This is a genomic window from Kocuria sp. WN036 (assembly GCF_002287015.1).
GTDB lineage: Bacteria > Actinomycetota > Actinomycetes > Actinomycetales > Micrococcaceae > Kocuria > Kocuria rosea.
Window position 1 is genome coordinate 62,336 of sequence record NZ_NSKF01000018.1, and the last position, 13,330, is coordinate 75,665.

General features: G+C 70.6%; 12 protein-coding genes. 8 read left to right on the forward strand and 4 right to left on the reverse strand.

The annotated features are described in order from the left end of the window. Positions 1-828 carry a RibD family protein gene (locus CK505_RS12155; protein WP_095651224.1) on the forward strand — a complete coding sequence of 276 codons (828 nt, stop codon included), beginning with the start codon at positions 1-3 and terminating at the stop codon, positions 826-828. A gap of 29 nt (positions 829-857) precedes the next feature. Here the strand turns inward: CK505_RS12155 and bcp are convergent, their stop codons facing one another. From bcp to CK505_RS12170, 3 genes are all read right to left on the reverse strand, one after another. Continuing rightward, positions 858-1,325: a thioredoxin-dependent thiol peroxidase gene (gene bcp / locus CK505_RS12160; RefSeq protein WP_095651225.1), complete on the reverse strand. Its 468-nt coding sequence runs from the start codon at positions 1,323-1,325 to the stop codon at positions 858-860. 72 nt (positions 1,326-1,397) lie between these two features. Next, positions 1,398-1,583 carry a hypothetical protein gene (locus tag CK505_RS12165; protein WP_095651226.1) on the reverse strand — a complete coding sequence of 62 codons (186 nt, stop codon included), beginning with the start codon at positions 1,581-1,583 and terminating at the stop codon, positions 1,398-1,400. Positions 1,584-1,746: 163 nt separating this feature from the next. Then, positions 1,747-2,529, reverse strand: a complete 783-nt coding sequence (locus CK505_RS12170; RefSeq protein WP_095651227.1) for an SDR family oxidoreductase — start codon at positions 2,527-2,529, stop codon at positions 1,747-1,749. Between the two features lie 202 nt (positions 2,530-2,731). On the opposite strand from CK505_RS12170, the gene uraD reads away from it, so the two are divergent. From uraD to aceE, 5 genes are all read left to right on the forward strand, one after another. Beyond that, on the forward strand, positions 2,732-3,229 hold the full coding sequence (gene uraD / locus CK505_RS12175; RefSeq protein WP_095651228.1) for a 2-oxo-4-hydroxy-4-carboxy-5-ureidoimidazoline decarboxylase: 498 nt from the start codon (positions 2,732-2,734) through the stop codon (positions 3,227-3,229). Next, on the forward strand, positions 3,226-3,552 hold the full coding sequence (uraH, locus tag CK505_RS12180) for a hydroxyisourate hydrolase (protein WP_017834776.1): 327 nt from the start codon (positions 3,226-3,228) through the stop codon (positions 3,550-3,552). The genes uraD and uraH overlap by 4 nt, the downstream gene beginning before the upstream one ends. A 79-nt stretch (positions 3,553-3,631) precedes the next feature. Beyond that, a complete protein-coding gene (gene pucL / locus CK505_RS12185) occupies positions 3,632-4,543 on the forward strand; it encodes a factor-independent urate hydroxylase (RefSeq protein ID WP_052132657.1) in 912 nt (303 codons plus the stop codon). 236 nt (positions 4,544-4,779) lie between these two features. Beyond that, positions 4,780-6,339: a nucleobase:cation symporter-2 family protein gene (locus tag CK505_RS12190; protein WP_095651229.1), complete on the forward strand. Its 1,560-nt coding sequence runs from the start codon at positions 4,780-4,782 to the stop codon at positions 6,337-6,339. Between the two features lie 140 nt (positions 6,340-6,479). Continuing rightward, the gene (gene aceE / locus CK505_RS12195) at positions 6,480-9,200 is read left to right on the forward strand and encodes a pyruvate dehydrogenase (acetyl-transferring), homodimeric type (protein WP_095651230.1); all 2,721 of its coding nucleotides are present in this window, start codon (positions 6,480-6,482) and stop codon (positions 9,198-9,200) included. A gap of 34 nt (positions 9,201-9,234) precedes the next feature. Here the strand turns inward: aceE and CK505_RS12200 are convergent, their stop codons facing one another. Further along, the gene (locus tag CK505_RS12200) at positions 9,235-10,008 is read right to left on the reverse strand and encodes an IclR family transcriptional regulator (protein ID WP_095651231.1); all 774 of its coding nucleotides are present in this window, start codon (positions 10,006-10,008) and stop codon (positions 9,235-9,237) included. A gap of 183 nt (positions 10,009-10,191) precedes the next feature. Between CK505_RS12200 and CK505_RS12205 the strand changes: the two genes are divergently transcribed. Both CK505_RS12205 and aceB read left to right on the forward strand, forming a co-directional pair. Continuing rightward, entirely contained in the window at positions 10,192-11,607 is a 1,416-nt protein-coding gene (locus CK505_RS12205) for an NAD-dependent malic enzyme (protein WP_095651232.1), read from the forward strand. Between the two features lie 91 nt (positions 11,608-11,698). Beyond that, positions 11,699-13,327, forward strand: coding sequence for a malate synthase A (gene aceB / locus CK505_RS12210; RefSeq protein WP_035923310.1), 1,629 nt, complete (start codon positions 11,699-11,701; stop codon positions 13,325-13,327). The last annotated feature ends 3 nt before the right edge of the window (positions 13,328-13,330 follow it).

Consider the following 13,330-nt stretch of genomic DNA (forward strand, 5'->3'; position numbering starts at 1 on the left):
GTGACCGACAGCTCCGCGCCCCGCGGCACCGGGGCCGCCCCACCGCCCGCGGACGACGACGCCTCCGGCCCGGTCGCCCCGGACGCCTCCCCCGCCGCCGCTTGGGAGGCGCTGCTCGCCGGCCGGACCGGCCCCGTGCCGCCGCCGGGGGCGGAGCTCGTCGAACGCTACGGACCGCTCGTGGCGCACCGGGGCCCCCTCGTCCTCGCCCAGCTGGGACAGAGCCTGGACGGGTTCATCGCCTCGCGCACCGGGCACGCCGAGTTCGTGACCGGCCCGGAGGACCGGGAGCACCTGCACCGGTTGCGCGCACTCGTGGAGGCCGTGGTCGTGGGCGTCGGCACCGTGGTCGCCGACGACTGCCGGCTGACCGTCCGCGCCGTGCCCGGCCCCCATCCCACCCGGGTGGTCCTGGACCCCTCGGCGCGCGCCCCGCTGACCTCGGCCGTGCTCACGGACGGCGCCGCGCCCACGCTGTGGGTCGTGGGCGAGGACGCGGACGCGCCCACGGCGCCGGCGCCGCATGTCGCGGTGCTGCGGGTGCCCGTGGACGAGCACGGGCTGGCACCCCGGGCCGTGCTCGAGGCGCTGGCCCGGCGGGGCCTGCGGCGGGTGCTCGTGGAGGGCGGCGGGCGCACCGTCTCCGGGTTCCTCGCGGCCGGGACGCTGCACCGTCTCTACCTCACCACCGCACCCATGCTCATCGGGGACGGGGTGCCGGGCATCCGGTTCCCCGGCGCGGACCACCTCTCCGGGGCGCTGCGCGCCCCGGTGCGCCGCTTCGTGCTCGGCGACGACCTCTGCACCGAGCTGACCTTCCGGGCCTGAGCCCATCCGGGTTCGACGACCGGCGCGGCTCAGGCGCCCAGCCGCTCCCGCAGGCTCTTGACGTGGCCCTCGGCCTGGACGTTGTACTCCGCGGAGCTCACGGTGCCGTCCTGCTCGATGACGAAGGTCGAGCGGAGCGGGCCGGTCCGGGTCTCCCCGTTGACCGCCTTCTCCCCCCAGGCACCCCATGCCCGGGCGGCCTGACCGTCGGGGTCGGAGAGCAGCCGGTAGGGAAGGTGGTACTCCTCGGCGAATCGGGACAGGGTCTCGGGGTCGTCCCCGGAGACCCCGAGCACGGTGTAGCCCAGGTGCTGGAGCGAGGCGAGGCTGTCCCGGAAGTCGCACGCCTCGGAGGTGCAGCCGGGGGTGAAGGCCTTGGGATAGAAGTAGACGATCACCTTGTGGTCGCGCAGCTCGGAGAGCCGGACCTGCTGTCCTTCGTGGTCGGTCAGTGCGAGGTCGGGGGCCTGCCGGCCGGTCCGGATCTGCTGGGTCATGGGTTCTCCTCGAGGGGTGGATCGGTGGAGCGAGCCGGCGCGCTGGTCTGCACCGGCTCCTGGAGGACGTGGTTACGGGAGGCGTCGAGCGGCCGCGCGGCCCACCATCGCGCCCACGCAGGCCGAGGACACCGCGAGCGCCCACAGCGGTGCGGTCCGCCGGTGCCGGTGCAGCGGGCGGCTGAGGTCCGGGTCGCAGTCGATGGCGGTGTAGTCGAAGAAGATCGCGGGTGCGGGCGACGGCGCGGTGTGGTTCACGGGTTCCTCCAGGATTCGTACTATGGAATTAAGTTTCCACAATATGAAATTAGTACCTCCTGGGGCGCTCGTCAAGAGGGGTCGCGAGAACGGGTGCCCCCGGAGACAGTGTCGCGGAGACAGCGTCGCGGAGGTCCCCGGCGCGGAGCGCGGCACCGATCCGTCAGCCGCGGCCGGCGAACGGCATCCCCGAGGCGGTCAGCACGAGCGAGTTCACCGTGGCGGAGGCGGGCAGCTCGGCCATCATCAGCACCGCCCGCCCCACCTCTTCGACGGGGAAGCTCGGTTCCGGTCGCAGCGTGCCGTCGGCCTGCAGGGAGCCGCCGTCCGTGCCCAGGCCCGCCAGCAGCTCCGTGGCCGCGTTGCCGATGTCGATCTGCCCGCAGGTGATGCCGTAGGGGCGCCCGTCCAGGTCCAGGGACCGGGTGAGGCCGGTGACGGCGTGCTTGCTCGCGGTGTAGGCCGCGGACAGGGGCCGGGGCGCGTGCGCGGAGATCGAGCCGTTGTTGATGATCCGCCCACCCCGGGGCTGCTGCCGCTTCATGATCCGGACGGCCTGTGCCGAGCACAGGAACGTCCCGGTCAGGTTGACCTGCAGGGTGCGCTGCCACTCGTCGGGATCGATCTCGTCCGCCCCACCGCGGGGCCCGAACGTGCCCGCGTTGTTGAACAGGACGTCGATCCGCCCGGTCAGCTCCTCGATCTCCCGGAAGGCCGAGGCCACGCTCTCGGCGTCGGCCACATCCACCGGGACGATCCGGGCACCGGGTGCGGCCTCGGCGGTCTCCACCAGGGCGGCACGCCGCCGGCCGGCCAGCACCACCACCCACCCGGCCGCCAGGAAGGCGCGCGCCACCGCGCGGCCGATCCCCGAACCGGCTCCCGTCACCACGAGCACCTTGTCCTCCGCACCCGGACCGCCGTGCCGATCCCCTGCTCCATCCATGACGTTCCTTCCGCACTCCCTCGGCATGACCGCAATCCTCCTGCCCCGCGGTGAAACCGAAGTTTCACTCCCGGCATCTCTCTGCAAAAAATCAGTAACACAAGGATGCGACCATTGACTTCCAGCTTGTGAGCCAGTTCACTATACGTAGTGAAAGTTTTCTTCCACATTACGGAATACAGAGAGGTGACAGGCACACTCCATGGAGCTCACCGCGTTCAACTCCCTCAACAGGACCCAGGCGGCCGAGGTCGTCCGTCCGGCGCTCGACATCCCGCGCTGGGTGGAGGCCGTGGTCGACGCCCGGCCCTACGCCCACCATGATGCCCTGCTCAGCACGGCCCGGACGGCCGCGAAACCGTTCGGCGCCGAGGAGATCGAGAGAGCCCTGTCCCACCACCCTCGCATCGGCGAGCGGGCCGAGGGCGACCACGCGGAGGCCGGGCTGTCGCGAGCGGAGCAGTCCGCGGTCGACCCCACGGACACCGACGTCCAGCAGCGCCTGCGCGAGGGCAACCTCGCCTACGAGGAGCGGTTCGGCCAGGTGTTCCTCATCCGCGCCGCCGGGCGCACCCCCGAGGAGATCCTCGACCAGCTCTCCACCCGCATGGACAACGACCCCGGGACGGAGCAGGCCGTGGTCGCCGACCAGCTGCGCCAGATCGCCCTCCTCCGACTCGAAGGACTCGTCACCCCATGAGCTACGTCACCGCCCACGTCCTCGACTCCGTCACCGGCACCCCCGCCCAGGGGATCGCCGTGGCCCTCGAGGCCGCCGACGGCACCTCCATCGCGACCGCCGAGACCAACGCCGACGGACGCGTGCCCGAACTGGGCCCAGAGACCCTGGAATCCGGCGACTACCGGATCACCTTCGCCACGGGACAGTACTTCGCCGGCCGGAACCAGCCGACGTTCTACCCGTTCGTGACGGTGAACTTCACGGTGCAGGCCGAGGAGAGGCACTACCACGTGCCGCTCCTGCTGAGCCCGTTCGCCTTTTCCACCTACCGGGGCAGTTGACCCAGGAGTCGACGGGTCAACCCGTCTTCGACCGCCCCGATCAGCAGATACCGCCTTCCACACTCCAAGGAGAAACGTCATGACCGACGTCATCACCGAGAAGACCACGGACACCGTCGTCCTGGGCAAGAACCAGTACGGCAAGGCCGAGAACCACGTGGTGCGCATCAACCGCGACACCGACCGCCACGAGATCCGCGACCTCGTGGTCACCTCGCAGCTGCGCGGCGACCTGGAGGAGGTGCACACCCTCGGCGACAACGCCCACTGCGTGCCCACGGACACGCAGAAGCAGACCGTGTTCGCCTTCGCCCAGCAGTACGGGATCGAGTCCCCCGAGCAGTTCCTGCTCGAGCTCGCCGACCACTTCACCGGCGAGTTCGAGTGGATCACCGGTGGTCGCTGGGCGGCCCAGGAGTACGCGTGGAACCGTATCAACGACCACGACCACTGCTTCGTGCAGCACAAGGACGAGGTGCGCACCGCGGTGGTCGTCGCCGACGGCGAGGAGCGCACGGTGATCTCCGGGTTCAAGGACCTCACGGTCCTGAAGTCCACGCAGTCCGGCTTCACGGGCTACCCGAAGGACAAGTACACGGTCCTGCCCGAGACCGAGGACCGGATCATGTCCACGGACGTGGCCACCCGGTGGCGCTACAACACCACCGACGTGGACTACGACGCCGTCTACGAGAACGTCAAGAAGATCATCCTGACCAAGTTCACCGACCACTACTCCAAGGCCCTGCAGGAGACCCTCTACCTGATGGGCAAGGCCGTCATCGAGGCCCACCCGGAGATCGACGAGATCAAGTTCTCGTGCCCGAACAAGCACCACTTCGTGTACGACCTCGGCTTCTGCGGCCTCGAGAACGACAAGGAGACCCACTGGGCGGCCGACCGCCCCTACGGACTCATCGAGGCCACGATCCAGCGCAAGGGAGCCGCGGAGAACGAGTCCGCCTGGATGGGCATCGCAGGCTTCTGCTGAGCACCGCACTCCCCGGTGCCGCCCACGGCGGCACCGGCCGGGGTCCGTCGTCGTCCGTGCGCGACGACGGCGGACCCCCGCACCCTCCTGCGGGCGGCGCCCACGCTGCCGGCTCACCCGGCGCCCCGCGGCGCCCACCGCGCATCGCGCACCTCTCCACCTCCTCGCTCCGCCCCGGTCCCGCCCCTTCGCCGGCACCGGGTCTCTCCCGTCACCAGGATCCTTAGGAGAACACCATGGCCAGGTCACGCACCGCCGAGCCGCCCACCACCACCCGCGCCCGCCCCGAGGACGAGTACCTCGGCGCGGGCGCCAGCCTCGGCTACGGGCTGCAGCACGTGCTCACCATGTACGGCGGCATCATCGCCCCGCCGCTCATCATCGGCGGGGTCGCCGGCATGACCCCGCAGGAGCAGGGTCTGCTCATCGCGGCCTCGCTGTTCGTGGGCGGACTCGCCACGGTCCTGCAGTCCTGGGGCCTCAAGTTCTTCGGCTCGCAGCTGCCGCTCGTGCAGGGCACCTCCTTCGCCGGCGTGGCCACCATGACCGCGATCGTCCAGAGCGGCGGCGGCATCCAGGCCGTCTTCGGCGCCGTCATCGTCGCCTCGGTCGTCGGCTTCCTCATCACACCGTTCTTCGTGAGCATCATCCGCTTCTTCCCGCCGGTCGTCACCGGCGTGGTGATCACGTCCATCGGCCTCACGCTGTTCCCGGTGGCGGCCCGGTGGGCCATGGGCGGCAACGCGCAGTCCCCCGAGTACGGCTCGGTCGGCAACATCGCCCTGGCCGGCCTGACCCTGCTGATCATCATGCTGCTCTCCAAGCTGGGCAGCGCCGCCATCTCCCGGCTCTCCATCCTCATCGGCCTGGTGCTCGGCACGGCCGCGGCCGCGGCGCTGGGCATGGCGGACTTCAGCCAGGTGCTCAGCGGCGACATCTTCGCCGTCCCGCAGCCGCTGGCCTTCGGTCCCCCCGTGTTCGAGGTGGCGGCCATCCTCTCGATGTTCATCGTCATCCTCGTGACCCTCACCGAGACCACCGCCGACATCATCGCGGTCGGCGAGATCGTCGACACGAAGGTCGACAAGAAGCGCATCGCCGACGGCCTGCGCGCGGACATGGCCTCCTCCGCCCTGGCCCCCCTCTTCAACGGCTTCACCCAGAGCGCCTTCGCCCAGAACGTGGGGCTCGTGGCCATCACCGGCATCAAGAGCCGCTTCGTGGTCACGGCCGGTGGCCTCATCCTCGTGACCCTCGGCCTGCTGCCCGTGCTCGGGCGGGTCGTCGCGGCGGTCCCGCCGCCCGTGCTCGGCGGGGCCGGCATCGTGCTCTTCGGCAGCGTGGCCGCCTCCGGCATCCGCACCCTGGCGAAGGTGGACTTCGGCAACGGCGCCAACCTGATCATCGTGGCCACCTCCATCGGGTTCGGCATGCTGCCCATCGCCGTGCCCGAGATCTACGCGAACTTCCCGGCCTGGTTCGAGACGATCTTCCACTCCGGCATCAGCTCGGCGGCCGTGATGGCGATCCTGCTCAACATCCTGTTCAACGAGTTCCGCGCCGGCAATCCGCCGAGGGGCACCGGCTCCGTCTTCGCCAACGCCCCGGTGCGCGCGGTGCACTACGAGAGCATCGAGCATCTGCAGGACCACCTCCAGGAGGGCGACACCGTCAGGAACGGCAAGCTCGTGGACTGCGACGGCAACGAGGTGCCCGTCATCACCGCCGCCGGCGAGATCATCGACACCAGGGTCTGCAAGCCCCAGGACGGCTCGAGCGGCTCGTCCGCGCACTGACCCGCCGGCGAACCTCCACCGGTCTTCTGCGGCGCCGGGGATCCCGGCGCCGCAGGAGGCCGGTCGGACGCGCCTCTCCTCCACCCCTGGCTTTCTCCACCCATGACCACTGAGAAAGAGTTGACGTGACCCCTGAGCACATGGTTGAACACCGCAACCGGCCGACTCCCGAGGCCCCGGACAGCACATCGGCCGCAGCCGCGCAGTGGCTGGGTTCGTTCGAGGACCTCATCGAGAAGCAGGTGCGGGAGCGGACGCAGTACCTCCTGCAGTCGTCGGCACCACGACCCGGGTCCGCGGGCCCGGCCGCGCCGACGGTCACCACGGACTACGTGAACACGATCCCCGTGGACCAGGAGCCGGAGTTCCCGGGCGACGAGGAGATCGAGCGCACCTACCGCCGCTGGCTGCGCTGGAACGCCGCCGTGATGGTGCACCGGGCCCAGCGCCCGGAGATCGGCGTGGGCGGTCACATCTCCACCTACGCCGGCGCGGCCACCCTCTACGAGGTCGGCTTCAACCACTTCTTCCGCGGCCCCGACCATCCCGGCGGCGGGGACCAGGTCTTCTTCCAGGGTCACGCCTCCCCGGGCATGTACGCCCGGGCGTTCCTGGAGGGCCGGCTCACCGAGGAGCAGCTGGACGGGTTCCGGCAGGAGAAGTCCAAGGGCAGCGACGGCATCCCGTCCTACCCGCACCCCCGCTCCATGCCCGACTTCTGGCAGTTCCCGACCGTGTCCATGGGCATCGGGCCGATGAACGCGATCTACCAGGCGCAGTTCAACCGCTACCTGCACCACCGCGGGATCAAGGACACCTCCGAGCAGCAGGTCTGGGCGTTCCTGGGCGACGGCGAGATGGACGAGCCGGAGTCGCGCGGGCTGCTGCAGCTGGCCGCCAACGAGAAGCTGGACAACCTGAACTTCGTGATCAACTGCAACCTGCAGCGCCTGGACGGGCCGGTGCGCGGCAACGGCAAGATCGTCCAGGAGCTGGAGGCCTTCTTCCGCGGCGCCGGCTGGAACGTGGTCAAGGTGCTGTGGGGACGGGAGTGGGACCCCCTGCTGGCGGCCGACACGAACGGCGAGCTGGTCCGGGTCATGAACGAGACCCTCGACGGGGACTACCAGACCTTCAAGGCGGAGTCCGGCGGGTTCGTCCGCGACCACTTCTTCGGCCGGTCCACCACCACCAAGGAGCTCGTCGCGGACATGACCGACGACGAGATCTGGGCCCTCAAGCGCGGCGGCCACGACTATCGGAAGGTCTATGCCGCCTACCGGGCGGCCACCGAGTTCCGGGGCAAGCCCACGGTGGTGCTCGCGATGACGGTGAAGGGCTACGGGCTGGGCGCCTCTTTCGAGGCGCGCAACGCGACCCACCAGATGAAGAAGCTGACCCTGGAGGACCTCAAGGCCTTCCGCGACCTTTTGCGCATCCCGGTCACCGACGAGCAGATCGACGACGACCTCTACGGCGTCCCGTACTACCACCCCGGCCCCGACGCCCCGGAGATCCGCTACCTTCTCGAGCGGCGCAAGGAGCTGGGCGGAGGCCTGCCCGTGCGCCGGGCCCGGCACGCCCCCGTGGTGCTGCCCGGCGACGACGCCTACCGGTCCGGCAAGAAGGGATCGGGCAAGCAGATGGCGGCCACCACCATGGCCTTCGTGCGCGTCCTGCGGGATCTCATGCGGAGCAAGGACTTCGGCCACCGGATCGTGCCCATCGTCCCCGACGAGGCCCGGACCTTCGGCATGGACTCGTTCTTCCCCACGGCGAAGATCTACAACCCCAACGGGCAGAACTACCTCTCCGTGGACCGAGAGCTGATGCTCGCCTACAAGGAGTCCCCACAGGGCGTCCTGCTCCACCCGGGGATCAACGAGGCCGGCGCCGTCGCGGCCTTCACCGCCGCCGGCACCTCCTACGCCACCCACGGCGAGCCCATGGTGCCGTTCTACATCTTCTACTCGATGTTCGGCTTCCAGCGCACCGGCGACTCCTTCTGGGCCGCCGCCGACCAGATGACCCGCGGGTTCATCATCGGGGCCACCGCCGGGCGCACCACGCTCACCGGCGAGGGCCTCCAGCACGCCGACGGCCACTCCCCCGTGCTCGCCGGCACGAACCCGGCCGTGCGCAGCTACGACCCGGCCTACGGCTACGAGATCGCCCACATCGTCCGGCACGGCCTCGAGCAGATGTACGGCCCGGACTCGGCGGACCCGAACGTCATGTACTACCTGACGGTCTACAACGAGCCCTACCAGCAGCCGGCCGAGCCGGAGGACGTCGACGTCGAGGGCATCGTGCGCGGCATCCACCGGGTCGCCGGCTCCGCGCACCCCGGCCCGAAGGTGCAGCTGCTCGGCTCGGGCGTGTCGGTGCCGTGGGCCCTGCAGGCCCAGCAGGTGCTGGCCGAGGAGTGGGGGGTCTCCGCCGACGTGTGGTCGGTGACCTCCTGGAACGAGCTGCGCCGCGACGGCCTGGCCGCCGAGCAGGAGGCGTTCCGCAACCCGGCAGCACCGCGCCGGGTGCCCTTCGTGACCCAGCAGCTCGCAGGGGCGGAGGGGCCCGTCATCGCCTCCACGGACTTCGTCTCGGAGCTGCCGGACCGGATCCGGCAGTACCTGCCGAACGACTTCGCCACCCTGGGTGCCGACGACTTCGGCTTCTCGGACACCCGCGCCGCGGCTCGGCGCTGGTTCGGGATCGACGTGCACTCCATCGTGGTGCGGGCGCTGCAGATGCTCGCCGACCGGGGGGAGGTGGACGACGGGGCCCCGGCCCGGGCGTTCGAGCGCTACCGCCTGGACGACGTCACCGCCGGCACCACCGGCAACGCCGGCGGCGACGCCTGATCCCGCACCCGCCTCCGACAGCGACGCCCGGGAGTCAGGCCGTGACGGGCATCAGCTCGGCGGCGATCGCCTCGGCCGCCCGGCGCAGCACGGGCACGGCCCGGCGGCCGAACTCCTCGTCCACCCGGGACACCGGTCCGGAGACGGAGATCGCCGTGGGGGTCGGCGCCCCGGGCACCGCCATCGCGAAGCAGCGCACGCCGAGCTCGGTCTCCTCGTCGTCGATCGCGTAGCCGCGCTCCCGGATCCGGTCGAGGTCCGCGAACAGCTCCTCGAGGGTCCCGATGCTCTTGGGCGTGGGCGTGGCCATGCCCGCCGCGCCCACGATGGCACGGACCCGTTCGTCCGGCAGGGTGGCGAGCATGGCCTTGCCCACACCGGTGTCGTGGGTGTCGGCCCGGCGGCCCACCTCCGTGAACATGCGCATGGACCGGTTGGACTGGGCCTGGGCGATGTAGACGACCTCATGGCCGTCGAGCACGGCCATGTTCGCCGACTCGCCGAGCTCGGCCACCAGCTCGTCCAGACGCGAACGGGCCGCCGAACCGAACTGCCGCCCGGCGGCCTCCCCCAGCAGGATCAGCCGCGGCCCCAGCGCGTAGTTGCGGTTGGGGAGCTGACGGACGTAGCCGGAGGGCACCAGCGTGCGCAGCAACCGGTGGATGGTGGGCAGCGGAAGCTTCACAGCGGCGGAGAGCTCGCTGAGCGACATCTCCCCACCGGCCGCGGTGATCACCTCGAGGAGCTCGAAAACGCGTTCCACCGATTGCACCCCGCCCGAACCGGCTCGTGTGGTCGTCGTGGTCATGGCCATCTCCCGTCGGTACAGCCCGGCCGCCTCGTGCGCCGGGCGAGATCTCGGTGGCCGGATCCGTGACAGGTGTCACGAAAGATCCTTGCCAACCTCGGCTGGCTCCCATAATATCCATAATACGAAAGTTTCATTCCACGATGCGACTGAAATGGTCGCACCACAGCCCCTGGAGGAACCATGGCCACGCCCAGTCCCGGATACTCGATGATCCTGCGTGTGGAGGCCCCGGCAGGCCTCACCGTCACCAGCGAGCTCGCCGCCGCCGCCGCTCGGGCCGGCGCGGCCGTGACCGCCCTCGACATCGTGGAGTCCCACGCAGACCACGTCGTCGTCGACGTCAGCTGCAACGTCTCCGACGCTTCCCACCGCGACGAGGTGCGCGACTCCCTCGAGGCGCTCGACGGCGTCCAGGTGCGCAAGATCAGCGACCGCACGTTCCTGATCCACCTCGGCGGCAAGATCGAGGTCACCCCCCGCGTCTCGCTGCGCAACCGTGACGACCTCTCCCGCGCCTACACCCCCGGCGTGGCCCGGGTCTGCATGGCCATCCACGACAACCCCGGGGACGCCCGGCGGCTGACGATCAAGCGCAACACGGTGGCCGTGGTCACCGACGGCACCGCGGTGCTCGGCCTGGGCGACATCGGCCCGGCCGCCGCCCTGCCGGTCATGGAGGGCAAGGCCGCCCTGTTCAAGGCGTTCGCCGGCGTGGACGCGTGGCCGGTCTGCCTCGACACGACGGACACCGACGAGATCGTGCGCATCGTCAAGGCCATGGCGCCTGTCTACGGCGGGATCAACCTCGAGGACATCGCGGCCCCGCGCTGCTTCGAGATCGAGGCCCGGCTCCGCGAGGAGCTCGACATCCCGGTCTTCCACGACGACCAGCACGGCACCGCGATCGTGGCCCTGGCCGCGCTGTTCAACGCCCTGCGCGTGGTGGACAAGCAGATCGGCGACATCAAGGTCGTGGTCTCCGGGGTGGGCGCCGCAGGGCACGCCATCATCCAGCTCCTCAAGGCCCAGGGAGTGCAGGACATCATCGCCTGCTCCCGCAAGGGCGCGATCCACCGCGGGGAGAGCTACGACGACCCGCACCGGCAGTGGATCGCCGAGAACACCAACGAGACCGGGTTCTCCGGCTCGCTCAAGGAGGCCGTGGTGGGCAGCGACGTCTTCATCGGCGTCTCCGCCCCCGACCTGCTCGACGGGGCCGACGTGGCCGCCATGAACGACCGCGCGATCGTCTTCGCCATGGCCAACCCCGACCCCGAGATCGATCCCGGCGTCGCCGCGGAGCACGCCGCGGTGGTCGCGACCGGCCGCTCGGACTTCCCGAACCAGATCAACAACGTCCTGGCCTTCCCGGGCCTGTTCCGCGGCCTGCTCGACGCCGGGGCATCCGACATCACCACCGACATGCTGGTCGCCGCCGCGCAGGCCATCGCCGACTGCGTGGCCGAGGACGAGCTCAACGCGAGCTACATCGTCCCCAGTGTCTTCGACCAGCACGTGGCGCCGGCCGTGGCCGAGGCCGTGCAGCAGGCGGCCCAGCAGGACACCCGTCAGCTCGCACCGGTGGCCGCCCGCTAGCAGCGCGGCACCGAGTCCGCACCACCGGGCGGCGACGCCCGGCACCACGGGCGGCGACGCCCACCGAACCCAGCACCGAACGGAGACCACCATGGCCATCGAGTTCACCACCCCCGCCGGCCTGGACCGCGCGAGCGAGATCCTCACCGCCGAGGCCCTCTCCTTCGTGGAGGCCCTGCACCACAACTTCGCCGACCGCCGCGCCGAGCTGCTCGGCGCCCGGGAGCAGAACCGCCGCCGGGCCGCCGAGACCGGCACCCTGGACTTCCTGCCGGAGACCCGGGAGATCCGCGAGGGGGACTGGACGGTCGCCCCGGCGCCGCCGGCCCTGCAGGACCGCCGGGTCGAGATGACCGGGCCCGCCTCGCCGGCCAAGATGGCGATCAACGCGCTGAACTCCGGGGCCAAGGTGTGGCTCGCCGATCTCGAGGACGCCTCGAGCCCCACCTGGCACAACCAGGTGGACGGCGTCCTCAACCTGCGCGACGCCGCCCGGGGCACCCTGAGCTTCACGTCCCCGGAGGGCAAGCAGTACGCCCTGCGCCAGGACGCCCCGCTCGCCGTGGTGGTCACCCGGCCCCGCGGCTGGCACCTGCCGGAGCACAACGTCACGGTGGACGGGCAGCCGGCCTCCGGCGCGCTCGTGGACTTCGGCCTGCACTTCTTCCACACCGCGAAGCTCCTGCTGGCCAACGGGCACGGACCGTACTACTACCTGCCGAAGCTGGAGTCCCACCTCGAGGCCCGGCTGTGGAACGACGTGTTCACGTTCGCCGAGGAGCACCTGGGCATCGAGCACGGCACCGTCCGGGCGACCGTGCTCATCGAGACGATCCCCGCGGCGTTCCAGATGGACGAGATCCTCTGGGAGCTGCGCGAGCACGCCTCGGGGCTCAACGCGGGACGCTGGGACTACCTGTTCAGCATCATCAAGTACTTCCGGGACGCCGGCGAGAAGTTCGTCCTGGCGGACCGCTCCACCATCACCATGACGGCCCCGCTGATGCGGGCCTACACCGAGCTGCTCGTGCGGACCTGTCACCGCCGCGGGGCCTTCGCGATGGGCGGCATGGCCGCGGTCATCCCCAACCGCCGGGACCAGGAGGCCACCGAGGCCGCGTTCGCCAAGGTGCGCGCGGACAAGACCCGCGAGGCCGACGACGGCTTCGACGGCTCCTGGGTGGCCCACCCGGACCTGGTGCCCACCTGCCGCGAGGTCTTCGACGGGGTCCTCGGCGAGAGGCCCAACCAGGTGGACCGGCTGCGCGAGGACGTGCGGGTGAGCGCCGAGCAACTGCTCGACGTCGCCAGCGCCGGGCGGGTGAGCACCCAGAAGGAGCTCGCGGCCAACCTCTACGTGGCGATCCGCTACACCGCCGTGTGGCTCTCCGGCAACGGGGCCGTGGCCATCCACAACCTCATGGAGGACGCCGCGACCGCCGAGATCTCCCGCTCGCAGATCTGGCAGCAGATCCGCAACGGCGTGGTCTACGAGGACACCGGGAACACCGCGACCCGCGAGCTCGTGGCCGAGGAGCTCCAGCGGCAGAAGGAGGTCCTGCGCGAGGAGGTCGACCCGCAGTCCTACGAGGCGCACTTCGAGCCGGCGGCCGCCCTGATCGCCGATCTGGTGCTGGGCGAGGACTACGTCGACTTCCTCACCCTGCCCGCCTACGAGCTGCTCGAGCAGTCCGACCGCGACCGGGTGGCCACGAAGTGAGCG

Coding starts and splice junctions, on each gene's coding strand:
- CK505_RS12190 (WP_095651229.1), top strand. CDS start 4,780: ATGGCCAGGTCACGCACCGCCGAGCCGCCCACCACCACCCGCGCCCGC.
- uraH (WP_017834776.1), top strand. CDS start 3,226: ATGAGCTACGTCACCGCCCACGTCCTCGACTCCGTCACCGGCACCCCC.
- CK505_RS12205 (WP_095651232.1), top strand. CDS start 10,192: ATGGCCACGCCCAGTCCCGGATACTCGATGATCCTGCGTGTGGAGGCC.
- aceB (WP_035923310.1), top strand. CDS start 11,699: ATGGCCATCGAGTTCACCACCCCCGCCGGCCTGGACCGCGCGAGCGAG.
- pucL (WP_052132657.1), top strand. CDS start 3,632: ATGACCGACGTCATCACCGAGAAGACCACGGACACCGTCGTCCTGGGC.
- CK505_RS12170 (WP_095651227.1), bottom strand. CDS start 2,529: ATGGATGGAGCAGGGGATCGGCACGGCGGTCCGGGTGCGGAGGACAAG.
- aceE (WP_095651230.1), top strand. CDS start 6,480: ATGGTTGAACACCGCAACCGGCCGACTCCCGAGGCCCCGGACAGCACA.
- uraD (WP_095651228.1), top strand. CDS start 2,732: ATGGAGCTCACCGCGTTCAACTCCCTCAACAGGACCCAGGCGGCCGAG.
- CK505_RS12200 (WP_095651231.1), bottom strand. CDS start 10,008: ATGACCACGACGACCACACGAGCCGGTTCGGGCGGGGTGCAATCGGTG.
- bcp (WP_095651225.1), bottom strand. CDS start 1,325: ATGACCCAGCAGATCCGGACCGGCCGGCAGGCCCCCGACCTCGCACTG.